This window comes from Geoanaerobacter pelophilus (assembly GCF_018476885.1).
Classification (GTDB): Bacteria; Desulfobacterota; Desulfuromonadia; order Geobacterales; family DSM-12255; genus Geoanaerobacter; species Geoanaerobacter pelophilus.
Window position 1 is genome coordinate 513,261 of sequence record NZ_JAHCVJ010000001.1, and the last position, 23,713, is coordinate 536,973.

Genomic DNA, 23,713 nt, shown 5'->3' on the forward strand with positions numbered 1-23,713 from the left:
CGCTACATGCCAGAGAGATCTTTCAGAGAACGAGACCCGGTTTCCCTCTGTATCTGTTCAATCAGATATTCGAGGCTGGCATCGCCGTAGACGGTATGGTTCTCCGTAATGCTGGTGTTCTTGGCATCGCCTTCGCTCAGGGCGGCATCCTCAGCCTTAACGCCACGGGCATAGACAACAGCGGGCACCCGGTCGATGCCGTATCGTCTAAACAACAGCGGATCGACAGCCAGGCTGGCTGGCAGCATCTCGCACTTGCCATCTGCAGGATTGCACGACGCATCACGTTGCAGCACCGATGCGATGTACCTGATGGTCGGCTGGATCTTCGTCATCCCCTCCACAAAACCACGCATGACCAGGGTAACGTTCGGGTCACGCAAACGGGCCACCGAAGCCGCATAGTTCCTGACTGTCTGCAACGGCATGGCCGCTGAGATAAAGACGTAAACCCGTTCATCGCTGCCGAGCTTACCGTGAGCTTGAGTCTTGCTGTCCGGATAGAACTTAGCTGAAGTGTTACCAAAGAGTTCTCCCGTTATCCGCTCCGTTTCGCTCTTCAGCCGACCCTGAAATTCCGGGGAATGGTAGTAGGCGTTTAATGTTTCAGCTGCCTGTTTCATTTCGTGCTCAGCGACATTGGCCGGGATTTTGATGGTTCCGGTCATCCGGTCCGCACTGTCGAGCACCGCCGAAACCTCAGGAGTGCCCAACGGCTGAGGCTGCTGCTCATTCCAGAACTTCCCACCAACAAAGACCTTCACCCGCTGCCGGTCGCCGCTGATGACAGCCCGGCCCGGTTTGCCGGCACAGGTCCCGATGGCCTTCAGGTAGATGCTCTCCCCATCCTGTCGTTCCGTCTGGTAACAGGCGTCCGGCGTATCGATGAAGAGCTGCCGGGGATTGTCCCCTCGAACAACTGCGGGAATGACCAGGGCGGCCAGTGTCAATTGAGCGCATAACCGACGCAACAGACCCTCCTTCGTGTCAGAGACCAGAGAAAATTGTCCGGTGAAGTATTGGCCGTGCCGAAGGGCGGGTTCTTTGCCGTTCCCCAGATTAGTGACGGCCTGCCGATGGGAATGCAGTCATTGCCTCGCACTGGCCTTGCTATCTGGAGACGGTAGTTGCTCTTGACCAGGATCGGCGTCACGACCCCAGCGCTGGCACACTGATTGATGCCGGTATCATAGAGAAGCGTTTCCCGCCCGAGCTTGAACAGCAGCCGGGCCGCCAATCCGGCATTCACATTCAGTGGGTTGTTTTCGATCATGCTGCCAGACAGGGGGTAGAACGAGCCCCAACTCCCCATGCACCAGAACAGCGGATCTATCGGCTGGGTCACGGTCGCCGCTACGCTGTCGGCAACACACGCCAGTTGCGAGACCGGGTTACCGAACAGAAGCGCTTCCGGGTTGATGATGAATGACAGGCTGTCGTCATTCCACATTGGATCGACTTCCGTCATATAGGCCAGGTCGAATGCCTTGTTCTCGGCGCAGGGGAAGTCCATGAAGAGGCGCAAAATCGACCAGGCCGGGAAATAGTAGTAATGGGCCTGTTGGAAAGCAAAGTCCGAATCGCCATACTCCTTGCTCCGATTCTCTCCGGAAGAATAGCCGGGTTTCGGGTTATTCATGCCGGTCCCCATCACCGGAAAACAGTACGGGTCCTTGACCGTTTCGATCATGCGGGCATGCTCCCAGAACGCGGTGGAGACACCCATGATCAGTATCCCTTTGCTGTCCGGACAGGCGCAGACCGGCGACGTAATGTTGCCGGGAGCTGATTCGGCGCCGTTGCCATAGGTGACACTGCCCATCTTCACCGGAAACATGCACTGCCAGCAGATGTCGGTCACCGGGTTGAGCACCTTTCCCTTGCAGGCCCCACCGGCAGCATGGGCAACCGTTACGGACAGAAAAAGCATGACCATGGTGATGATCGAGATGTTATTCAGCTGGTTCGTCCTCATACCGCACCCTGAACTCGGACCCTTCGTCTGTAATGATGATTGCCGGCAGATTGCTGTCGGTCAAATACCGACCAATAGCCCCTTTGCCACCTTGAAGCTTTGCGTTTGCCTGGAACTGTTCGGCTGAGATGTCGCCCCAGTCGAAAGAGCGGAAGCGACTCTGCACCGTTAGGACCTGGTCCATGATCTTTCCGTCGGCACTGAAGCTATCCATGACCCTGCGGGACAGGACGAACTGCTTGCCACGTTCTGTTGTTGCCGATTCCGACGCACCGCTGGTCAGTGCTCGGCCCGCCTTGGCCACCCAGTTGATTGGAGCAAGAATAGGAGCCGCCACGGTTGGCAGCCGGGTGGTTTCCTCAACAGTCGTCCAGGATTCGTGGGAGCAACCGGCGCAGAGTGCCAGGATGCCGGCCATGGCGAGACATCGAGCTAGCAGTGGCTTCATGGATTCCCTTTCTTGTCATGCGATAATCTTGATGCCGCCTTCGCCTTGCCGACCGGCAACGCCACTTCAGTTACCTCCATCAACCGTCTATTCTGTTTGATGACCGATGGCACGGCCTTCAGTTTGAGACGTTCGATGAGCCTCCGGTCGGCATAGAACACCGGACGACTGACCCGCTTTGTTACGGTTCCGAAGCTTCCTTCCGTGAGGAGAAGCGTCACATCGAGCCGCTTGTCATACTCCGATGCGGCAAGCCACTTGACCTGATCAGGATCATTGCCGTTAATGACCACCAGTGTTTTCGGGTAGGTCACATAATCGAGCGGGTTGAAGGTGTACCCCTTGGGGTAGAGAATCCCTCCCTTGCCGTCGGGGACGTCGATCTCGGTGGTATAGGTCATATCAACCGGGAAGATCCGGCTCCGTTTCGCTCGCGGCAGGTTCATCCTGTCCGGAGGCCCCTGGTAGTTTTCGACCTTCCGTTTGTCCAGGACCTTGTTCCAGTCCACCTGCCGGGACCGTTCCTCGATCTCGGTCAGGGCGTCCCGTTCCGAGATCCGGTACGTCATGCCGAATGTACCGAGCACCTTGGCCTGCACCGAAGTAGCGCCAATGGCCATCGCAATCACTGCCAATCCTGACCGCCTGATCACTTCGGTGTCGCCTGGTACTTGTTCTGGATGTTCTGCATGATGGTCTCTTGCGACCCCTGGATTTTGGTGGCCAAATCCTTCTGCACATCGTCAAAGTATTCCGTGAGATCGATCCGCGAAAAGTCCAGGGCCTGGAATTCATCGGGGGTAAAGCCACGGCAGTTCGGTTGTTCCGGCACCCCCCAGGCACCGTTCGGCTGGAAGGCATGCAGTTGCGGTCTACCCTGTTCATGGATGATTCTTGCCATTTTCGAGTTGAAGCAGCAGAAACTTTTCGCCTTCTGCACACATCCCACCAGTGCCCATTTCTTCTCACAATAGTCCCCCACGTAATGGCAGTCCTTGGCCGCGTTCTGCATCCCGGTCTGGATATCGCCCTGATCACAGCCGCTTCCCATCAGCACCTTCATGACCACCAGTATGACCACTGCAATGGCGATGGTGGCCGGGTTGAAGAGAGCCGCAGCATACGCCTGCAAGCCGGCACCGACAGCTGAGGCACCGGTGGCGCCGCTGGCCATGGTAGCGTAGGCCCCGGTTGCCGCTGCCCCTGAGAGGGTGGTGGTTGTGCCGGTTGCAGTAACCACGGTCATGGACGTCACTGCTCCGGTGGCGGTGGTCGATATGGCCGAAATCTGGGCTGCACCGGTCACCAGGGCGTTTCCGTAATAGGCGACCTGGCCGATTTCGTAGGCCATCTGGATGCCTTGTACCGCCGCTTGGATGCTACCGCCGGTATCCTCGGAAGCGACCTGGTCACTCTCGCAACAGTTGTTGATATAACCGACCTTCATTCCAGGTGGGCGACAGCGTGAGGCCTTGCCGTTGAAGATGTACAGCTGGCCGAGACACTGGCCGTTGGGGTCACGTGGTCCGTCGTCCTGGAGCATTGTTTCGTCGAGAGTAGTCGTTATCTCTGCACCGGGAGTTCCCGGGTTGAAACAGGGGTTAGGGGAACACTGCATCTTGCTCTGATATTCCATGCAGGCATACTGCGTCCCGAGTGGACAGGTATTGAACCCCTCAAAGCAGCTATCCTTCTGCGTGTTATAGATCCCGGCCCCTGAACAGATCGGCACCGCCTCGCATTTGCCGACGGGCAGCGGCATGTAGGTCGTTCCTGCCGGGCAGTCGTGCTGGGTTTCGGAGAGACACTTGTCGAGTGTGGTCGAGTAAGCGGTGGTTGCTGCCTGGGAGAAGCCGGGGTCTTGCGGGCAGGTTATCCCCTGGAGGCATTTGAAGTCGGCCTGACTCCAGCTGTACGTGCCGCAATTCCTTGTAAGTGTAGCCTGACAGACGTTGAGGCTCGGGTCATAGGCGCCGTTGGCGCACACCGGGGCGGAATAACAGAGATTGGCGGCGGCATCGAGCGAGTAGGCGCCGCAATCCCTGGTGATAGTTGCCTCACAGAGGTCTGTCGAACTGTTCAGCGTTCCATTGGGACAGGCGGGCGCAAGAATGCAGAGTCCTGAAGTGCTGTCGTATGTTCCCTGGCTACAGGTTGGTGAGTAAGTTGTCCAACAGACATCCAGGCTGGGATCGAAATTGCCGTCGGTACAAGTGGGATTGGTGGCAGACAGACACTGATTGCCATTGATGAGCGCCTGTCCGGGAGGACAAATCATCTGTGGTGAGGACATTCCGAAAGATCCCGACAGCATCCAGTCACTGGCCGGCGAACCGTCGCAATATCGGTCCATGAAGTAGTAGCTGCAGTTGCCGACGCTGTCGCATTGCAGGGCCGACAGGGCGTAGCCGGTGCTGGTCAGCTCCGTTCTGGTAAGAAGGTCCAGCGGAGACTGGATCGTCATGGCGTCAGAGCCAAGGCAGCAATAATTCGCCACGACACTGACCTGACCCTGGGGACCGTTAGGACAGGAAATGCTCACGTTGCAGCAGGAATCGGCATACGATGTACAGAGAAATGATTGCGGGCTGCAGGACAAAACCTGTTGCGAACTGGCATTGGTAATGGCGTCGCACTTGTTGGTGACTACGTTGTACGTCGTGCCTGTCGGGCATTCCGGAGTTTTTTCGCACCGTCCACGGGTGCTGTTGTAACCGTAGCCGCTCGGGCAGGACGGTACGATGGGTTGAACGCAGAGATTGTATTGAGCGTTGTAGCTGCCGTAGGTGCAGATCGGCGCACGCTGGCAGACACCGGTCTGGGCAGTGTAGGAATAACCGTTGGCAGCATCGCACACCGGCATCCAGGCTTTTTCGCACCGGTCCTTTGCCGCCACGAATGTTCCGCCATCAGTGCAGGCTGCCGACTTGACGCAGCGGTCATAGGTGGGGCTTGCCGGGTTACCATCATAGGCGTAGCCGACGGGACAATCGTTCTGAACCAGTTTTTCGCACCGGTCAGTCGCTGGATTAAAGGTGCCGTTTTCAGGGCAGACTACGGCCTTGGTACATTTATCGATACCTGCATCCCAGCTGTAACCGCTGCCGCATAGGTTCTGAGCCGTTGCCTGGCACATGTCACGGGTCGGCTCCAGGGTTGAGCCCCCCGGACAGACCGGTGCGGTATAGGTCTCCACGCATTCAGTGGAGCCTACCGGACAGAATTGCCCTTGAGCCGTCTGAATACAGTTAGCTACCTCGCCCGGATCAGCCGCATAGCCGTTATTGTTGAGATCCTGGCCACACATAATGTTGCTGATGGCATTGGGGTCAGGTGGCGGAGGCGGGGGTGGCGGCGGTGGTGGAGTGATTGTGCCGGGATCGACATAGGAAAGCGCACAATCGAGCTTGCCGGGAAACTCCACGATCTGTGAGGTACGTGCTCCATCAAGACCGCTGGTCCAGACGCCGTTACTCCCCATGACAACTGCCTGCGGGTCCTGGCCGACGTAAGGACCGGCTGCCGGCCAGTTCGTAAAGGATAGTCCCGTACCGTCAAGCGTAGTAAATCCGCCAGGACCGAATTCCTTCCAGGCGTCGATATAGGTGCTCTTCGCAGAAGATGACGCACCGAGATACGCACCGTAGCGCTTGAGTAAGAAGTCCAGCGTCTGTTGACTGCCGATGCTGACCGGCTTGGCAGCACCGAACTGGCCCAGGGCAAGCATCCGCTTGAGTGAAGCCGTATCAGTACCGGTCATCAGGTATTCCCGGCTGATGTTGGCCGCAAAGTCGAAATAACCGTCGGGAAGCGACTGACTGCCGCTGACCGCCGATTTGGCGATGGCGTAGGTCTTGCCATTGAACTCGGTGAAGAACGCCAGAGCATCGATATAGCGATAGGTGGTTCCCGTTGTGATCGCGTCCTGACAGCTGACAACGGCCTGCGCCGTAGTGGCCACCCCGGAGAGGGAGAGCAGGAGAACTGCATAGAGGACTGAATAGGCGATACGGAATAGCATCTGGTCTTACCTCGACTGCATCGGCTGTTTCTGACCGCTGGAACAGATGTTGTCCTTGCCCGCCAGTCGGAGTGTCTGGATCACCGTGGCAGCTTCGGCGAACTCGTTGATGCACTGGCAATCGATGACGATCTCTTCTCCGGGATCAGCCGGGCAGCTGTTGTCGATGCAGGTCTTGTAGAAAATGTCATAGGACTGGGCGGGAACACGCATGTCGGTGACATTCCCGGTTGTCGTCACCTGGGTATCGGTCTTGGCGATGCGGGTCTTGCAGGCCACCTCGCATTCTGTTGCCGGGTCCCGTTGCGGCAGGTTGATGCTGCCATTGGCAACCGACCATCCCTGGGGACCGAGACGCGGGTCCTGGAAGGTCAGATTTGCCGTGTTGTCACTGGCGGATGAAACAACCTGGCCGAACCGGGTTGCCACATCTGAGAAGTCGTACTGCTGACTGCCGCAGACATAGGTACGCTTCTTATGCCACCAGTCGCGGCAGATGTTGTTTGTTCCCACCTGGCCGGTGAACGGCTTGCACGAAGGGAGCTGGTTGAGACCGGTCGGATTGAAGTTCTGGTTGGTCACAACACTGTCGATCTCCTCATCCTTCAACCGGCAGTCCGGGTCATTCGCCAGCGTTGCGCACCTGTCCTCCACTGATTCCGTGTACTGGTCCTCCTTATAGTCGAAGAAATAACTCCAGTTGAAGGTTGGCCATTGGGCGCCCCCAGCCGGACATGACATACCGACCTGAACGGATGTATCGAAGCCGTTGATGATTCCGTCCACCGACGCCGACGCGTTAGAACAGCCAGGGCCACCCATGTTGTTGATATTGAAAGTAGCTGACATCAGCTTTCCTAGCTTGGCGGGGTCCGGGGCCGAAACGGCGACGCTCTTGTAGGTGTGCCAGCCGTCACCGCCCGGATTGTCATTGCAGTTATTGTGGGCGGCTCCCGGCCCTCCGGGACCGGTATCCAGATATTGCAGGCGGTAGGTCAGATCATCGACCTTGTGGACACGCATGTAGATCAGATGATCGGTGCAGACCTGACCGGGGCCAGAGTCGTTGAACGACGTGACCGTGGTATCGACCCTGCCTGCGCGGTCAACGGTACAGACACTTGCCTTTCCCTGAGCCTGCCGTGCCGCACCTGAGTTGGAAATCAGGTAGTAGAAACTGCTCGGATCGGAGGGTTGGGAGGTGGCAGCTGAATCCCGGGCGGCAGTCAACTGTGGCCAGTTGGTGTAATAGCCGGTCAGGGTGGATACCGTTGGCGAGGAGGCAAAGGCGGCGACACTGGATGCGGCGTTGTTCGTCTGGGAGGTCACCTGCCCGTAATAGGTGATGGTAGTGATGTCGGTATTGACGCTGGTAATGGTAAAAGACGTGTTGCTGGTATGAACGGCATTGACGATGCCACCGCCGATGTCTTTGAGCACGATGGCACTGTTGACCCAGACCAGGTTGCTGCCACAACTGCTGTTGATGCAGTAACAGCCGCCAAGATCGGTAATGGAGGCCGGGGCTTCAGAAACCCGACCATCCGCATCGGCTGCCCAGGTGTAGTATCTGCAGTTGGACCAGCTGCCGGCGTTGCAGGAGATGAAACCGTTGGCGCAAACCCCTGAGACGAGCGCCGGCACGGTATGGGCGTTGTCGATAGTCCCATCGGTATTGAGATCCTGACTGACAATCACCTGCTGCAGGTCACCGGTGCCGGACGGCTGGATAAACACTTCCAGGAATTTTGCCGAAGAAGGTGCGGTAAGGGTTGCCGGAAAGCTTGTGGCGCCGTTCACGGTCTGCATAAGGTTCGAGGAATTGGTCATCGGCAACGAAATGTTGCTGTTGATGGCGTTCTTGCTGCCGAACCGCGACAGCGCTGACTTGCCGGCATCCTGACCGGCGGTCTTTCCGTCGATAGCCAGAGCAGACGAACCCCCCATCATCACGGCCATTGCCAGACTAGCTGCGGTATTTCTTGACCATTTCACGGATTGCATCCTCATAACTCACTCCGCCATCGACCATTGCCTCAATTTCAGCGATCTCAGTCGCATCCGACGTGAAGACGTAGTAGGAGAAGGGGTCGACGGCCAGCCTGCCGATACCGACGCCGAAAGGCGTATCCATGAAGATCTCCGAATACTTCGGCTTGTTGCTCTTGGTGGATTTCAGAATCCGCATGGTGAATTCGTCGTAGTCCATCAACTTCTCGTCCAGCGCCTTTTCGAAGTCCGACGACTCCAGATAGAATTTGAAGGCCGAATTGTTCCTGATAACATCGCCAACCCCGCCGAAGAGCTTCATGTCAAGCACCGACTGAGTGATGATGGTGAAACTCCCGCCGTATTTCCGGGCACGACGATACCCTTCCTCAATGACCTCCTTCAGGGTCGAACTCTCCCCAAGGAACTGCCAGGCCTCATCGAAAACGATCAGCCGCTGATCCGACTTGTCCGAAAGGTAGAGATCCTGGGTGACGGCGTTGATCACCTGAAGGGTGACGACGCGGAACAGTTCTTTACGGGACTTGAGATGCTCCAGTTCCAGCACCACGAACTCGTCGTTGGAGATGTCAAGACTGCTTCTGCCGTTGAAGAAGCGGCCAAATGAGCCATCACTCTTGAAATCGGCCAGGTTGAAGGCCAGGCGGGACGCGGCTTCCTTGATTTCGCCGCCCTCCGAGGAGTAGCGGTCGAAATTGAACAGATACTCGTGAACAGTGTCGATGCCGGCATCATTTCCTTCCTGCTGCCAGGCCCAGCGCACAGCCCCCTTGATCAGGGTCATCTCGGTCTCGCTGGGGATGGTCTTGCCGGTTGAAAAGACCATCTGGGCAACAATGGGAGCGATAACCGGGATGTCGTACTCAGGATCGATGATGTTGGTGAAGGGGTTCAGGCAGACCGGGGAATCTTCGCTGAAGTCCAGATAACGGGCACCGAAGAGCTTGGTCATCTTCTTGTAGGAACCGCCGATGTCGATGATCCGGATCTTCGACTTCATGGCAAAGTAGTTGTAGACCAGGTAATTGATGAAGAAGCTTTTACCGGCGCCGCTGGAGGCGCAGACCATGGCGTTGTGGTTGTTGACCCCTTTGTTGAAGATATCGAGGCCGAACAGGTTTCCCTTGCGCCCGGCAAAGAGCATTACCGGTTTGCCCAAGCCGGAGAAGTCCCCCTGTACCGGTAACGTCACGGCGATGCTGTCCACCGGCATGATATGGTCACGGTCGAGAGTATCGATGTTGCTGCCGCTATCATAGAGACCGAACGGCAGGGATGAGATGAACAGGATGGGGAGTATTCCCTTGTCTTCCTGCATCACATAACCCTGGCCTTCCCATACCCGCTTGGCCCTGGTCACTGATTCGTTCACCAGCCACTCGTCGCTGCCGTACACCCACATGATCGGGATGATTCGGTAGAACTTGGTGCCCCGTTCCAGTTCATCGACCGCCCAGAGGTATTCGTCTTTCTTGCGGGAGAGCGAAGGAGCGAAACTTCCAACACCCTGCTGCTGCAGAACCAGATTGCACTTGGTGTGCAGCTTGTTCTTCTGATTGCGCAGCACAATGTTCAGGGTGAAAAAGAACGGTGTCCGGATCTGGTCGGAGTCGGTCGCCATCCCCATGATCCCGCCGAAGAGTTGGTTGGTCTGGATCGGATCGCCATTCAGAGGGAATGATTTTGGCGTCACACAGCGGAAGTGCCGGTTGTCAAACTTGAGAGAGCTAAAGTGTTTCTCGACTTTCGTGCCGAGCAGAACCTGTTTGCGGATGATATTCCGTTCGTCATAGTGGCTGGAGTTGCTGGAAGGATCTTCGTTCAGCATCCGCCGCATCCAGTCCAGCAGCCTTCCCGGTCTGACTACAACCGGGGAAAGGCCTGCTCCCCGCAAAACCTCCTGGATCGTGCCGAAGACCTCCTCCAGGTTCACCTGACCGTTTTCCTTCACCGGGAACTTGACCGTGAAAAACATCCTGAAGTTACGGACCGGAATGCCGCTCAAGCAGTCGAGACCTTCCACTCCCTCCTGAAAGAAACGCGAGACGTTGTCTGAAACATCACGCACCAGCTTGCTGTCACGGGTCTTCAGGGAACCATAGGCGTCAACAACAGGTTTCACGAACGGATCGGCAAAGAGGATGAACTGCATGATCGAACCTTCCGGCAGGTTGACCCGGAAGAGACCCTCCAGGGTTTTGATGCTGGTTTCGCTGGCAAAGGCCAGGGGAGCGCACTCCCACATCATGCCGAAGGTGTTGTCGGTATTCAGGTAGATCTGCTTCTTTTGTTCATAGGCAATCCAGGGGAGATAGTCGGAAAACTTCTCCCGCTGTAACAGCCTCCGCAGTTCCCCCCGGGTGATTCCGCCATCTTTGCCGAAAAGAGACGACATGATCCCCATGCTCTACTCCTCTTCGCCGGACGAAACGGTATCGCCCAGAAGCCAGCGTGGTTCGTCAACGAAGAAATACACGTAACGCAGCATGTAGAACTCATTGTCCTGGCCGGTGTACGGCAACATCAGCACCCGCATGGTCTTGGGCGGCGCAACTACCGGCGTGACCGGCTCTTTCAGGAGGCCACTGAACTTGTCGAAAAGTGCAGTGCGATACCTGTTATAGGTGCCGTTCTCTTGCGACGCAGGATTTAACGGCATATCCTTCTTCCCGTCAGGACAGGCACCGGCAGCACTATTCTCGGATGCGCACTCTTCAGCTGGATTACTCTCTGGGGTGGCTTTGGTCTTGAGCGATCCACCGGCTGATTCGCTGTATGCTGTCTGCACGGAGACGCACTTGCCGTTGTAGCTTTCCGGACAGCTGAAACTGCTTTCATATGGGTTGAACAGGGCACAGCCGCTCATGCTCAACATTCCTATGGCAATCAGGGCCTTCTTCACTTTCTGCCTCCCTTGACAATCCTCTTGATCTCCAGGTTGATCCCCTCACTGATGACCAGGGTCACCGGCTTCGTGGCTCCGACCTCAATAACCGGCATGGTCTGTCTGGCCAGTTCCATATAGAACTTCTGGATCTCCTTGAAGCCACTCGACAAGCCGGACCCAACTCCGGACATGGCGATGTCTTTGGGGTCAACGGTCTGGGTGGTTCCGAGAGGGCTGACCGCCAGGGTTGTGGCCGAAGCCTTGATGGCGTCACCGGCGCCGCCGAAGAAGCCGGCCAGCATGCTTCTGGCAATCATGGAGCCCATCTTGGCCACGACCCGCCCCCGCAGGCCGATCTTGCCGTCTTCATCGACAACGAAACCTTTGACTTTTTGATCGACAACCGCCTGCCCCTTGCGGTCGAGACATGACAGCGATACCAGCAGCAGTTCCGCCCGTTCGGTTGCCAGGTTCCCTTTGCCGTCGGCAATCACGAAACACCCTTTGAGGTTTGCCTTGACGCTGTTGGGGAGGACCGCCGGGGTTTTGACCCTGAGCAGCACTGGCACCGGATTACCTTTGGCTTCCGAAGTTGTGGGAGCGTCCAAGCCACTCAACAGGGTCGCCTCCATAAAGGAAGGAGGTAGATAGACCGATGCGGCTGCGGTGTCTTTTTTTTTATCCTCAGCTTCGACCTTGCTGGACTTGCCCGCCCCGGAATGGGTGACGATGGCGATATCGCCGATCTCAGTCTCGGGTGGAGATAACGGCTGTCCTGCCGGCATGCCTTGTGTTGTGGAAGGAAGTGGAGGGAGTGGCATGCTGCCTTGCGGCATTGGCGGTGGTGGCGGCAACGGCTGCTTACTGTTTAATGCTTTGGGGAAACCTGCTTTTTGTGACTGTCCGGGTAGCTGTGCGCTTGCCGTGATGCGAGGATCGCCCTGAACGGTAGCCGCTGCACCTGCGGCCAACTGCGGCTGGGTTACGACTTGGCCGCTCTTCTCCCGGGTAATTTCGTCGAGCCTCTTTTGGAGCTCGGCAACCTTGTCATCACGTTTGGAAATCTCTTTCTGGCTTTCGAGGAACTGGGATTTTTCCAGGAGCTTTGGCTCGATATCCAACGTGGTCAGCTTTGCGCTTTTTGCCGGCAACTGGTTTTTCCCCCGATTCATGGCCATGTTCCCGAAAAAAAAGACCGCCAGAAAGGCACAACCGCCACCAATCCAGACAACCAGGCGGCGTTGATTCCCATTCAGATTGTTCCAGACGGAGAGCAGCCTATTTTTCATCGTCTGCCTCCTGATTCGATTCTGCTGGACGATCCTTGGCATTCACTGACTGCTTTGCCTGGGCACCTTGTCTGGCACCGTCCATAACCGGCAGATCACCGGCAAGTTTTTGTGACCCAAGTTTTTCCGCCCGCTGCTCCACGATGTAGAGCCGTGAGGTGTCACCGGCACGAAGGATGTGGCGCTCAAGGGATATTGCGACCGGGTTTTCCGCCAGTTCCGCTTTCAGAAACATCTTTTCGTTCAATTTGAACTCGGTGGTCTCGCCACGAAGTGACGCTTCATACTCCTTGATCCGGAGGCCTTCTCCTTCGATATCCACGACCCGTTTAAGGGTCAGCTGGATTTCCCGGTATGAGGTGAAGCGCTTCTCCTTTCTGCTGACGCTGTAGGAGTCGGGGATGTTTTCGGTGTAAACGTCCCGGATGGCCTTGAGCAGCTTTTTCTCGAACGGCAGACCGGCGTTGAGGGAGATGTTCTCCTTGATCTTCCGCTCCTTGCCGGAAGTCAGGCGAATCGTCTGGGAGGGGATGCGCTGCGGGAAGACGATCATACTGAAGGTCTCGTCGCCACAGACGACATACAGTTCGGTCGGCGTGGTTGCATAGGCAAATTTGTCGCCTTTCTTGGTTACCTTGAACTTCACAAAGGCATCCTTACCGGTGATCTTGATGGTGAGCCCCTTCTCGGTGGAGGTCAGCGCTTCGCGGATATCAGCCGGGCAGGAAATGCGGTTCATGTCCGAACTGGACAGCCTGATGCTCGTAGTTGCTTCCGGAAGGACGATGGTGGGGAATTCTCCATCGGTGGGTTTCTCAACAACCTGTTCAATTGTAGTAGCCTTCTGTTTCTGGATACCGCCTAGATCTGTCGCGTGTACCAACGCCGGCACCAGCAGAGCGGCCAATAAAGCAATCGTGCGCATCAAGCCCCCTTGTTCTCGCCCAGTGCAGGCTTCTCATAGAGCCGCACCAGGATAAATTTTCCGTTCTCGAAGCGGTATTCGATGAGGTAGACCTTCTGGACGTCTTCAGCCTTCTGGTCCACCATGTAGGTCTTCTTGGTGCCGGAGACTTCCAGACGCCGCTTCTCGGCATCGTTGATGATCGAGTGGATGTAAAAGGCGCTTGCCGCCTTGGTGTTTTCAATTTTATCCGCCAGCTCGTACAGCTCCTTACGGGATGACTGGAACTCGGCGGGATCGTAGACGGCCAACAGCTCACTGAACTGCGACCGGGCATTGACCGGATTGTAGGTAAGAGCCAGATTGAGAATGTAACGGGTGAATTCCTTGAGGTATTCATCCGATGCTTTGTCGCCTGAAACAGAAATCTTCGAATTGATGGTTGGCGGGACGAGGATCACCCGCTGGCTATTCAAGGCAATGAAGAGTCCGGCGGTGTTGATGACAACAGCAATGCCAATCACCACGACAACGAACTTGAGCAGGCGGTTTTCGGCAAAGATGTTGGAACTTTTCTGTAGAAATATGTCGAGGTTCACTTCTTCACTCCAGCTGTAGTGGTCATTCCAGAAAATCTCTTTCAAAAAACTGCGGGTATCCCTTCATCGGGGCCAGGCCGATGAAATAGAGGACATGGCGCAGGAAGCCACGCGGATACTGCCGCTTGAAACGGCTATACGCCCACGGCACGACGATCATCACCAGCCAGAAATACCCCCCGAACTGCTGGGCGAAGATAAAACTCGCCGTCATGATTGCCAGGTCGTCGGGCTCGAACCAGAGGACCTGAAACGGCTGCGTCAGGTATTGGGGGAACTTCCGGATCACGTGTCGTCTCCATTGGACTGCAAGATGCCAGGGGGGCATGTGCCCCCCCGGTTGAGGTCAGATGATCATTCCAAGGGAGGTGACGATCTTGTCCGAGTTGATGACAAGTACCCCTCCCAGGATGCAGAGGACTGCCGGGACCATCTTCTGCTGGATCATGACGACGACACCGGCGATGATCGACAGGACTCCGGCAATGGCGCCGAATGGACCCTTGAGAATGTTGTTGATGAAAAAGTCGTAGGCCTCGAACCCGAATGAACCGGCTACCGGGGCGACGAGGGCCATGGCCTGTGATGCCGCCAACGTCACGATCATCGCGACGACGGTCATCAGAAGTACTTTCCGCTTGTGCATTCATTTCTCCTTTGTGCTTTGGTGTGATGGTCAGAATGTGTACAGCGAGATTCAGCGCGATTCCTGCTTACTCACCTCCTTTCCCTTGTCCAGCAACCCGGTTATCCGTTGGATGTCTGCACCATTCACGTGAGCACCTTCGATCCAGAGTGCCGGTGTTCCTCGTACGCCAAGCCCTGTCGCAATTTTTTCCATTTCCTCCAACTGTTGTTGCTGAGTGCCATCGGTTACTGAGATCGGTTTTCCGTCCAAGGCTCCGGCAAATACGTCGTGGAAAGCCTTGTCTCTGTCAGGTTGCGACAGGATGTAACGGGCCTTCTTTTCGGCATCGGGATGAATTTTACGTAGGGGGACGAAATAGACGTAACGGGTCACATCAGTTCGCTTCGAGAGAAGGTTGTTGACCTTACGGCAATAGGGACAGTCAGGATCGGTAAATTCGATGACCTTCTTAGGGCCGTTGCCGATCTTTAAGGCTTTATCGAGGGGGAGATTCTTGATCCGTTCTGCAGCAACCTTCTCCCGCATCTCGGCGGTCAGGTTTTTGCCTTCCTTGGTCCAGATCTCACCGAAGAAGAGGTACCCTTCAGGGCTGAAGTAAAAAACCTGTTCACCTGCCGTGATCTCATACAGGCCCTTGAGCGGCGATTCCCTGAAGGAGTCAACTCGCAGATTCGGAAAAGTTTTCATCAAGTTCTCTTTCTCGGTTCCCACATCATCACTTGCCATTGAGAACCCCGCCGCTGCCACGAGAAGCAGCATCAAAGCGCCAACCGTAATTCTCCTGTCATTTCTCGGCTTCACTTCTCCTCCTTTCGATGTTCCAGAATCTCTACCCTCCGGTTAAGACGCTTCTCGATGGAAATGGGGCAGCACTTGCCTTTTCCTTCAACGGTCCCCACATTCAGGCCATTAGCCTTAAAAATCCCGGCTACGTGATTCGCCCTCCTGATCGACAATCCCTCGTTGTAGTCACCACTTCCAACCGTGCAGGTGTACCCAGTCAGATCGAATGTGCTGGTTCTCGACAGTTCCGTCAGGAGTCCGTTTAGCCTCTCACGTTCTTGCCGGGACAACTTGGCGCTGTTGAAATCAAACTGAATGGGATCGAGACGTACCGGCGTAACAACGGCATCGCCTTTATTGCTCTGGTCTGGTTGCACTTCACGCGGATCAGGAATCTCCAGCTTGTGTGGAGTGGTCATCCGCAGGGCCAGTTTTGGAATCATGGGCATCATGGAGAGCCGATTATCAGCACAATCTGAGCAGACCACGAATTGGTCATCTACCTTTGCTGTCACACTTTCCAGCGAATAGCTGAAAGGTCTCTGTCGGATGTCTGAGGCATGGCTTGCCAACGGGACAAGCAGAACAAGCGTGGCGATGCTCCATGATTTCACCTGCATAGGCCCTCCTAAACGAGCTCTTCATAGAAACAATCTATAGGGGGGGCAGGTTGATCGGTATGGACTGCAAACCAGAGAGCGGCAGGGAGGGCATTGGGGAATCGGCGTGAAACAGCAGGAGCAGAAGTTTTTATTTGATGAATTTTCGTCTCTCTAAGTCGTGATTCGGTCATGTCGATGCAGGGACTGTAAGTTGTCTAATCTAGCTACCGATACAGTTAAAATAAAATAATCATCAATAGATTTGGAATGTTAGGGGGAATTTCTCTTCCAGTGGCTCTGTCAAACCTGCCCCCTTTATAGATTTATTGAACAAGGAGAAACATCACGAACGGAGGAAAGGCAATGGAAGCTCTTTTGAGGCAGCGTGACCTGATGGAGATCATGAACGTATCGCGAGCAACACTCTGGAGAATGCTGAGACACCAAAATTTTCCGAAACCGGTTGTTCTCATGGGTTGCAAACGGTGGCGCCGTGAAGATCTCGAATCCTGGCTGGAGGCAAGAAGAAGTGAGTAAGGCAGGTCAGAGAACAAGAGCGAACCTGATCCGGGAGGTAGCGTTTGCATGACGAATCACAACCACAACTGTTTACAGACGCCAAAAACTCCTGTGTGCCTGATTCCTTCGAGCAGATATTGGCAAGCCTTGCCGCAAGGCCCAAATATCTTCCCGAATGGCCAGACGGACAAAGGGCAATGCCGAACGAAATATTGCGTTCGGCACTCTTCAACTGTCGGAACAGGAATCTTTCTCGCGTGTTCATGAAGGAAGCTGAAATAGCCGTGATTGGAGATGGCCAGGTTATCTACCGTGGCGAAGAATTGCGTCAGGACGATGAGCTTGTCTGGATGCATCTCATGCATCTGATCAAGAAGATCCCGTTGGGGGAGTGTGTTGAGTTCACTCCCTATTCATTCATCAAGGCTCTCGGCTGGCCTATCAAGGGTCAGAATTATGAACGGCTGCGAACGTGTCTCAGTCGTATGCAGGCGACGGCGCTGCGTATCCAGTCGAAGCGCCTGCAGTGCTTCATCAGCATCTCGCTGATTCAAAAGTTCATGTCGAAAAACGACCGGGATGAAAACCTTTCACGCTGGCAGGTCTGGGTTGGCAAGGAAATGCAGTTGCTGTTCGACGAAGAATTCCTGACCAGGGTGGCTTGGGAGACCAGGCGGTTATTGCCGGACGGAATTGCTTCAAAGCTTTTCGGCTACTGGGCGAGTCATCGCAAACCGTATCCGGTCAAGATCGAGACCTTGTTGAAGCTGTGCGGTTCCGGGATGAAAGCAAAGCACTTCAAGGCGGAATTGAAGAAGGCCCTCGATCTTCTGAAGGAGGTTGGTTTTCTGGAAGCGTGGGAATTTAAGAATGAACTTGTCGTGGTTACCCGGAGGTATTGACCTATGACCGACCTGACATTGACTTATGACCGACCCCCTATTGACCTTTGGCCGACCGGTACTGACTTATGGCCGACCAGAATACTGACTTTAGACCGACCGCACTCATGACTTATGACCGACCGCCATGTTTCCATTTCCAGAAAACAATCGTTTGGTTACGGGGTTATCAACACCCGGCTAATCATCTTTTAACCATTATTTAACCAATAAGAGGCGTCAGATTGACAGGAAGGAATATCGATGAACTGCCCATTTCCGGATGAAGCAATGAAAACCGTGGTTTCGTATCTGCGCAGATCAGGCCAGACCGTTGTCTATTCCGAAGGCTCATTTGTCCTTAATAAAGGGACTCCGAATCTCACCGTAATTGGACAAGCGTATGCAAACGGTGCGGTGTCGCTGACTGAGGACGGCTCAATTCAGGTATGCGGGGTGAGGATCATAGCGGAGATGGATACCATAAAGCTACGCAGAAAAGTTGAGGATCATCTTCGTAAATCGGCATCAAAGCAGGACATTATCCGCATAGCAGCATGTTTGGGAATCAGGTTGAAATAACCGCTGATTCCTTTTTCCTGAAAAAGCCACATCAAATGGGTGGTATCGCGTCTGGATTCGGCACGTAAGCCGTATCTGGTTGCTGAATCGAAATTTCATTCTGGCACGGCCAGGCTCAAAGCATTGGGCACTGGCAAAGCCGGTCATCGGAGCACGACTCCGTGGCCGGCTTTTTTTATCTGGAGGGTTCAATCATGGACTTTCAGCAAGCGGCTGCATGGGTAAAGGACCATCAGCCAGTAATCAAAGGCTATATCGCTAAATACCGAAGATTCTCCCCTTACGAAGAATGCGACTACATGCAAGAAGCATTTGAGGCGGCAATGATTGCGGCAGTACGCAGCAAACAGAAGCACATTCGCTTCGAGGCTGCCTTCTGGAAGGTATTCCGCAGCCAGATAAGTGTCATAACCCCTTCTCCGGACATACTGACCCACGGATCAAACTCAATTCCCTCCCATCTGTGTACCGAAGATCTCGCGGCAATATCCGGCAAACGCAATAAAGGCAGACAAAAACAGCCGAATACAGAGGCAATCTACAATTCGATCTGTCATCTCCTCACCGAAAAAGAACAGCAGGTTCTCTATCTGTCACTGGGGATCGGAATGGAAGGGAGGCTCTCAAACTACGAGATTGCCGAACGCTTGGGATGCGTCGTTTCAAATGTGCGCGATATTCTCAACAGGGCAATGGTGCGGGTCAAGACTCTGGTCAGCAGCGGGGCCATTGATCCCCAGCGTTTCGCATAACGATTTTTCAGCAACAACGAACACAGGAGATCACCAATGAACCTGGAGGAAGCAGCAGCAACATATCGACCGGTATCACAGAAAGCTCTTAAACGATTGGTCAACGATGGCCTCATATCAGAGCCGTTGACCGACTCGGATCAGCACACGTTGTCAGTCCTCTGTCAAATCTGGTCCAGCGAATGGTATGTGGCCCAGATGAACATGACGTTCAAACCCGACAAGAGAGCTCTCATACTGGCCTTTCCCAATTTCGGAAAGATTGAGCGCTACATCCTGAACTCCTACCTCCCCGATGAGTTCAAGCAGAAATCGCGAGTTTCGATCATGGAAGTATCAAAGCGTATCCGCGAGTTTTTTCATATCGAATACCCGGAGTTCAAGATCATGCGTATCCGTCAGATCGCCTACAACATGCTACGGAACAGACGGGGGGAAACCAGAAAACTTTTCCTTGCGCTTTCGGCTCTTGAACGGAAGTCATCCCAAAAACGTCTGGAGAAATCTGTCAAAAAATCCAAATAACAAACTTTTCTAAGGAAAGTCTTTGTAGAAAAGTTTGTATTACATTGAGGAGGCATGATGCAAATTGAGGATTTGGAAGAAATACTCAACAACCGGATCATCGAGTCATATTCGGCCGGCTTTAGCGTAGTGGAGATCACCAAGGCACTCAGGAAAACCAGCGTCGATTTCGTTCACAGCTTGCTGCGGGAAACAGGGCATATTCCTGCCATGGCCAGAAGCGAATACCGGCGTCAATATGAAATCGATCCCAAATTGACGTTGGCATTTCGTAAAAAGGGCTTCTCCTTTGGCCGCTGGTGCCTTGGCTGGAAAATGGACCCTTCATCGGCTACGGCTGAACTCAAAACTGCACCAGGAGAAGGAATCGCGACCTCAGCTCATATAGCGCTACAGAGAGACTTCCCGGAAGTATTCTTCAGCATGTTTGGCGGCAAAAGGCTCAAACAGAGGAAGAAAAGAAAAACCTCCACCCAGCCGGCTTCGCTCAGAATCGACTGGGATGTCGAACGCAAAACATTCTTTGCCACTGTTCCGGAGTATCCGATGATCGAAGGACGAGGAAAAGATTGGGACGAAGCGTTTTACACCATAAAATCCGCGTTTAGAATGCAGGAGTACATCATGAGGTTGAACCGACTCGATCCAGATTCACTGAATGACGGTATGGCTCATTGATGGTGGCATTTTAGCCACCATCCTTAGAATAACGGCAAATTGGCTCATTCATGGCTACTTTTTCGCTGCCATAGATGCCACTAAAATTTGATATCTCCAAATGGCAGCCATTTTGGACCCCATTTTCGCCACCGGAACCTGCCCCCCCTATAGATATTAATTATGGAGGCGTAAATGCCTCACAAAAATATCGGGGGTAGTTATGAATGTATTGGTGTGTGATCTCGGATTTTCTTCGGCCAAGTGGATCTATGGGGATCGTAAGGGAAGAATAATCTCCGCGTTCAGTTACAACGGCGACAGCCTGTTGGTGGGTGAGGACTCCTTGATGTCTTCCGGCTCTTCCTATCTGAAAACAATGGAAGAACTGGTTCGCTATTATCCGGTCTTTGTCGAGCAGTGCCAAAAGCAGGCAGATACCGAAGGAGATATTCTTCTTGCTGTAGGTCTCCCATATTCCTATTGGCAGGAGCAGCACAAGCCCGGGGGGGCGGTTCCCGCATTGGCAAAGTCGCTGGCAGGAGGTTCCATCAAGGATGTTGCCGTTTTCCCTCAGGGGCTGGGAGGACTCAGGGACTATTTGGATGGCTTGCCGGAACGACCGACTGGAAACGTTCTGGGCATCGACATCGGATTCAACACCATCATCTTTACCCTGTTCTCGCCGCATCGAAAGCAGATCATTCATGGCAAGACCCTCAATAAACGTGGTGTCCACCAGATGGCAACCAGCTTTCTCCTTCCCCGGATCAAGGAGCTCGCACCATCAGGAACCTTCACCCCGGTCGAAATTGCATTCCTTATCGAAAAAGGTTATCTGCAATACGGCTTTGAACGCCACGACGTGACGAGAGAGATCCAGGAAGCAGGTGTCGCATATATTGAGCACATCATAAGGGACATTCAGGGGGAACTGCAGGCTCATGTCGGCATGCACGCTGATTTTGATCGGGTCCTGTTATTCGGCGGTGGCGCTGCCTTGCTGAAAAACGAATTGCCGGCAAGAAATATTGAAGTGGTTGTCCTACCCGAGCCTGAGTACGCTAATGCCAGAGGGTTTCAGTCACTCGCTTTTGGAAAGGGTGTGTAATATGCCCCAATACTCCATCAAGCTATGTACCTATGATCCGACAATCATCAACGCGTTTGATCGATTGCGCAAAAACAGGAAGCAGGCGGCATTCACCCATGAAGCGCTTAAACAGTTCCTTTCCACGGAGAAGGGGTGCCAAGTGCTTTTGCTTATGGAGGGGAAGACCGCTACGGAAACCTCTCCGCCGTCTATTCCTTTGCAGTCTGATAAACAATGTATAGAAACACCGGTTCAACGAGTTGGAGCAAAGCCCCATTCTGCATTTACGCCGCAAAACGATAGCAGTAGCGTGTTGGACAGTATATTGGAGTGAATGACGTTTGGGAGGCCGGCACTACACACCTTCGAATTATACAGCTTAAAACTATAAAAATATCTTTAACTTTATAAAATCAGCATTTTGTGGTATCTATTATTACGAAATACATTATTTTGCGAGTTACCCATGACGCTAAACATGAAAAAATTACCACTGCTGTTTCTCTCCGACTCAAATACATCGGGGGCGATCAGCCGTGAAGTCAAGGCTGGGCGTGTTCGCAAAATCGGCCCAAGGCTCTACACAACCAACATCAATGACGACCCCGCGTACATCATTCGACAGAACTGGTTGCAGGCATTGTCCCTGCTTTTACCGGGATGCGTCGTGAGTAACCGTACAGCACTTGAAAGTCGCGTTTCTCCCGCTGGCCGGGTATATGTCACCGGAGAATATCCCCGGTCTCTCGAACTGCATGGCACAAAGTTCATCCAAATAAAGGGACCGCCACCAGTCGAAGGGGATACCCCCTTGCTGGGAATATTCATGTCATCCCGTGCCCGTGCTCTACTTGAAAATCTTACCCCCTCCCGGGAGCGAAGCGGTGGCGAGTTGAAAAACCTTCCGCGCGAACTGATTGAACGTCGGCTGGCAGAACAGTTGAACGTGGAGAAAGAAAAGTCGATCAACCGGCTGCGTGATCAGGCCCGGCTCATTGCGCCACAACTGGGACTGGAGAAAGAGTTTGCCGAGCTGGACGATATTATCGGCACATTGCTCAGGACACGTAAAGCCACACTTGCCGACCCGATTGCCAAAGCACACCAGCTTGGCGCCCCATATGATCCGCATGCACTGGAGCATGTGGAAGCGCTCTGGTCCGTCCTGGCGTCTAATCCGTATAAATACTGTCCAACGAGTAGCGGTTCTGGACCGTCATTTTACACTGTTGCCTTCTTTGATTCATATTTTTCCAATTACATCGAAGGGACCCGGTTCCAAGTAGACGAGGCCAAGGAAATCGTGGATTCGGGAGTCATCCCAACAATACGGCCTGCTGACGGACACGATATCCTTGGCACGTATCGAGTGGTAAGCAGCCTGGATAACATGCGACAGACACCAGGGACAGCGGAAGAGATGATTGCACTTCTGCGTGCCAGGCACACCGACATCATGGTCGGGCGACCCGACAAGAGACCAGGGCAATTCAAAAAGGAAACAAACTTTGCCGGTGCAACCCGTTTCGTTGATCCCGATCTGGTTCAAGGCACCCTTATGCAAGGCTTTGGAATGTACAAGTCACTTGAGCACCCGTTTGCCCGTGCTCTTCTGATAATGTTCCTCGTTGCAGAGGTACACCCCTTTGACGACGGAAACGGACGAACAGCACGGGCCATGATGAATTCTGAGCTGGTAGCTGCAGACGAAACACGGATTATCATCCCCTCGGTGTTCAGGAATGAATATGTTGCCTCGCTTAAACGATTGACCAATCACCTGCAACCGGAGTCATTCATAAGTGTCATGTCATTTGCGCGGGAGTTCGTCTTCAATGTTTCCTTTGAAGACTATGGCACAGCCAGATTACAGATGGAGGAATGCCATGCCTTTGATGATCCGGCGGATGACAAGAAATTGCTTATCCCGAACAATCTCTCAACGTAGCAAACAACGGCTTCCTGATGCACAGTCATCACGATCCAGCATAAAAATCTATCGAGCTTAAATAGAAAAGTGGGTGAACTTACGGGTTCACCCACTTTTTTATTCGGTGCTCACTGCGAGACTTGCATCATTATCCGCGCTGTCCGCAACAACAGAGCCCCGAATAATGCGCTATTAATCAATTAACTCAATATGTTATCCAGAAAGCAGATGCATAAACGGATGCAAAGTGTTCGAAAGTGTAAAGTAGGAGGCAGAATTATTTTCAGCAATCATCCCATCGTTCCCGCCGTTTTTATCAATAATTTACTTTTACTGATGTCGGTTTCACCACTAAGTCTAATAATACAAGTAGGTTACACGTAAAGAATAACGTATGCCTGATTCTTCAACGTTCAAAACGTCGCAGACTATTTCTTATTGTCTCAGAAACAAACGGATGCAAAAACGGATGCAAGGGGCAAGATAGGCATAAAAAAGGGGTTAGACCTGACGTCTAACCCCTTGATTTTATTGGAGCGGGAAATGGGATTCGAACCCACGACCTTCAGCTTGGGAAGCTGACACTCTACCACTGAGTTACTCCCGC

23 protein-coding genes and 1 tRNA gene are annotated in these 23,713 nt (G+C 53.8%); 8 read left to right on the forward strand and 16 right to left on the reverse strand.

Annotated elements, in window-relative coordinates; translation table 11 throughout:
- Positions 1–2 precede the first annotated feature (2 nt).
- From KI809_RS02420 to KI809_RS02490, 15 genes are read right to left on the reverse strand one after another with little or no spacing between them, the layout of a single operon-like run.
- Entirely contained in the window at positions 3–971 is a 969-nt protein-coding gene (locus KI809_RS02420; protein WP_246559127.1) for a type-F conjugative transfer system pilin assembly protein TrbC, read from the reverse strand.
- Complete coding sequence (locus KI809_RS02425; protein ID WP_214169916.1) at positions 947–1,975, reverse strand: TraU family protein; 1,029 nt, start codon at positions 1,973–1,975, stop codon at positions 947–949. Before KI809_RS02425 ends, KI809_RS02420 begins: the two co-directional genes overlap by 25 nt.
- Entirely contained in the window at positions 1,953–2,423 is a 471-nt protein-coding gene (locus KI809_RS02430) for a hypothetical protein (protein WP_214169917.1), read from the reverse strand. Before KI809_RS02430 ends, KI809_RS02425 begins: the two co-directional genes overlap by 23 nt.
- Positions 2,420–3,076, reverse strand: coding sequence for a hypothetical protein (locus KI809_RS02435; RefSeq protein WP_214169918.1), 657 nt, complete (start codon positions 3,074–3,076; stop codon positions 2,420–2,422). Before KI809_RS02435 ends, KI809_RS02430 begins: the two co-directional genes overlap by 4 nt.
- Complete coding sequence (traN, locus tag KI809_RS02440; RefSeq protein WP_214169919.1) at positions 3,073–6,444, reverse strand: conjugal transfer protein TraN; 3,372 nt, start codon at positions 6,442–6,444, stop codon at positions 3,073–3,075. Before traN ends, KI809_RS02435 begins: the two co-directional genes overlap by 4 nt.
- A 6-nt stretch (positions 6,445–6,450) precedes the next feature.
- On the reverse strand, positions 6,451–8,448 hold the full coding sequence (locus KI809_RS02445) for a hypothetical protein (protein ID WP_246559218.1): 1,998 nt from the start codon (positions 8,446–8,448) through the stop codon (positions 6,451–6,453).
- Positions 8,411–10,858: a TraC family protein gene (locus KI809_RS02450; protein ID WP_214169921.1), complete on the reverse strand. Its 2,448-nt coding sequence runs from the start codon at positions 10,856–10,858 to the stop codon at positions 8,411–8,413. Before KI809_RS02450 ends, KI809_RS02445 begins: the two co-directional genes overlap by 38 nt.
- Positions 10,859–10,861: 3 nt before the next feature.
- A complete protein-coding gene (locus KI809_RS02455) occupies positions 10,862–11,356 on the reverse strand; it encodes a TraV family lipoprotein (RefSeq protein ID WP_214169922.1) in 495 nt (164 codons plus the stop codon).
- The gene (locus tag KI809_RS02460) at positions 11,353–12,630 is read right to left on the reverse strand and encodes a TraB/TrbI/VirB10 family type IV secretion system protein (RefSeq protein ID WP_214169923.1); all 1,278 of its coding nucleotides are present in this window, start codon (positions 12,628–12,630) and stop codon (positions 11,353–11,355) included. The genes KI809_RS02455 and KI809_RS02460 overlap by 4 nt, the downstream gene beginning before the upstream one ends.
- Positions 12,620–13,555, reverse strand: coding sequence for a type-F conjugative transfer system secretin TraK (locus KI809_RS02465; protein WP_246559129.1), 936 nt, complete (start codon positions 13,553–13,555; stop codon positions 12,620–12,622). Before KI809_RS02465 ends, KI809_RS02460 begins: the two co-directional genes overlap by 11 nt.
- On the reverse strand, positions 13,555–14,133 hold the full coding sequence (locus KI809_RS02470; RefSeq protein WP_214169925.1) for a type IV conjugative transfer system protein TraE: 579 nt from the start codon (positions 14,131–14,133) through the stop codon (positions 13,555–13,557). Before KI809_RS02470 ends, KI809_RS02465 begins: the two co-directional genes overlap by 1 nt.
- Positions 14,134–14,155: 22 nt before the next feature.
- Complete coding sequence (locus tag KI809_RS02475; protein WP_214169926.1) at positions 14,156–14,422, reverse strand: type IV conjugative transfer system protein TraL; 267 nt, start codon at positions 14,420–14,422, stop codon at positions 14,156–14,158.
- 57 nt (positions 14,423–14,479) lie between these two features.
- Positions 14,480–14,779, reverse strand: coding sequence for a hypothetical protein (locus KI809_RS02480; protein WP_214169927.1), 300 nt, complete (start codon positions 14,777–14,779; stop codon positions 14,480–14,482).
- A 51-nt stretch (positions 14,780–14,830) separates the two neighbouring features.
- Complete coding sequence (locus KI809_RS02485) at positions 14,831–15,583, reverse strand: DsbC family protein (protein WP_214169928.1); 753 nt, start codon at positions 15,581–15,583, stop codon at positions 14,831–14,833.
- The gene (locus KI809_RS02490; protein ID WP_214169929.1) at positions 15,580–16,185 is read right to left on the reverse strand and encodes an OmpA family protein; all 606 of its coding nucleotides are present in this window, start codon (positions 16,183–16,185) and stop codon (positions 15,580–15,582) included. Before KI809_RS02490 ends, KI809_RS02485 begins: the two co-directional genes overlap by 4 nt.
- A gap of 345 nt (positions 16,186–16,530) precedes the next feature.
- Here KI809_RS02490 and KI809_RS02495 point away from each other — a divergent pair, with 345 nt between their 5' ends.
- From KI809_RS02495 to KI809_RS02530, 8 genes are all read left to right on the forward strand, one after another.
- Positions 16,531–16,704 carry a helix-turn-helix transcriptional regulator gene (locus tag KI809_RS02495; protein WP_214169930.1) on the forward strand — a complete coding sequence of 58 codons (174 nt, stop codon included), beginning with the start codon at positions 16,531–16,533 and terminating at the stop codon, positions 16,702–16,704.
- Positions 16,705–16,748: 44 nt separating this feature from the next.
- On the forward strand, positions 16,749–17,588 hold the full coding sequence (gene trfA, locus KI809_RS02500) for a plasmid replication initiator TrfA (RefSeq protein ID WP_214169931.1): 840 nt from the start codon (positions 16,749–16,751) through the stop codon (positions 17,586–17,588).
- Positions 17,589–17,831: 243 nt separating this feature from the next.
- Positions 17,832–18,149 carry a hypothetical protein gene (locus tag KI809_RS02505; RefSeq protein WP_041969936.1) on the forward strand — a complete coding sequence of 106 codons (318 nt, stop codon included), beginning with the start codon at positions 17,832–17,834 and terminating at the stop codon, positions 18,147–18,149.
- 194 nt (positions 18,150–18,343) lie between these two features.
- Positions 18,344–18,901, forward strand: coding sequence for a sigma-70 family RNA polymerase sigma factor (locus KI809_RS02510; RefSeq protein WP_214169932.1), 558 nt, complete (start codon positions 18,344–18,346; stop codon positions 18,899–18,901).
- A 36-nt stretch (positions 18,902–18,937) separates the two neighbouring features.
- Positions 18,938–19,426, forward strand: a complete 489-nt coding sequence (locus tag KI809_RS02515) for a hypothetical protein (protein WP_214169933.1) — start codon at positions 18,938–18,940, stop codon at positions 19,424–19,426.
- Between the two features lie 57 nt (positions 19,427–19,483).
- Positions 19,484–20,104 carry a hypothetical protein gene (locus tag KI809_RS02520; RefSeq protein ID WP_214169934.1) on the forward strand — a complete coding sequence of 207 codons (621 nt, stop codon included), beginning with the start codon at positions 19,484–19,486 and terminating at the stop codon, positions 20,102–20,104.
- Positions 20,105–20,306: 202 nt separating this feature from the next.
- Entirely contained in the window at positions 20,307–21,194 is an 888-nt protein-coding gene (locus tag KI809_RS02525; RefSeq protein ID WP_214169935.1) for a ParM/StbA family protein, read from the forward strand.
- A 460-nt stretch (positions 21,195–21,654) separates the two neighbouring features.
- Positions 21,655–23,124, forward strand: coding sequence for a Fic family protein (locus KI809_RS02530; protein ID WP_214169936.1), 1,470 nt, complete (start codon positions 21,655–21,657; stop codon positions 23,122–23,124).
- 514 nt (positions 23,125–23,638) lie between these two features.
- On the opposite strand, the gene KI809_RS02535 is transcribed toward KI809_RS02530, so the two are convergent.
- Positions 23,639–23,713 (reverse strand) — tRNA-Gly (locus KI809_RS02535).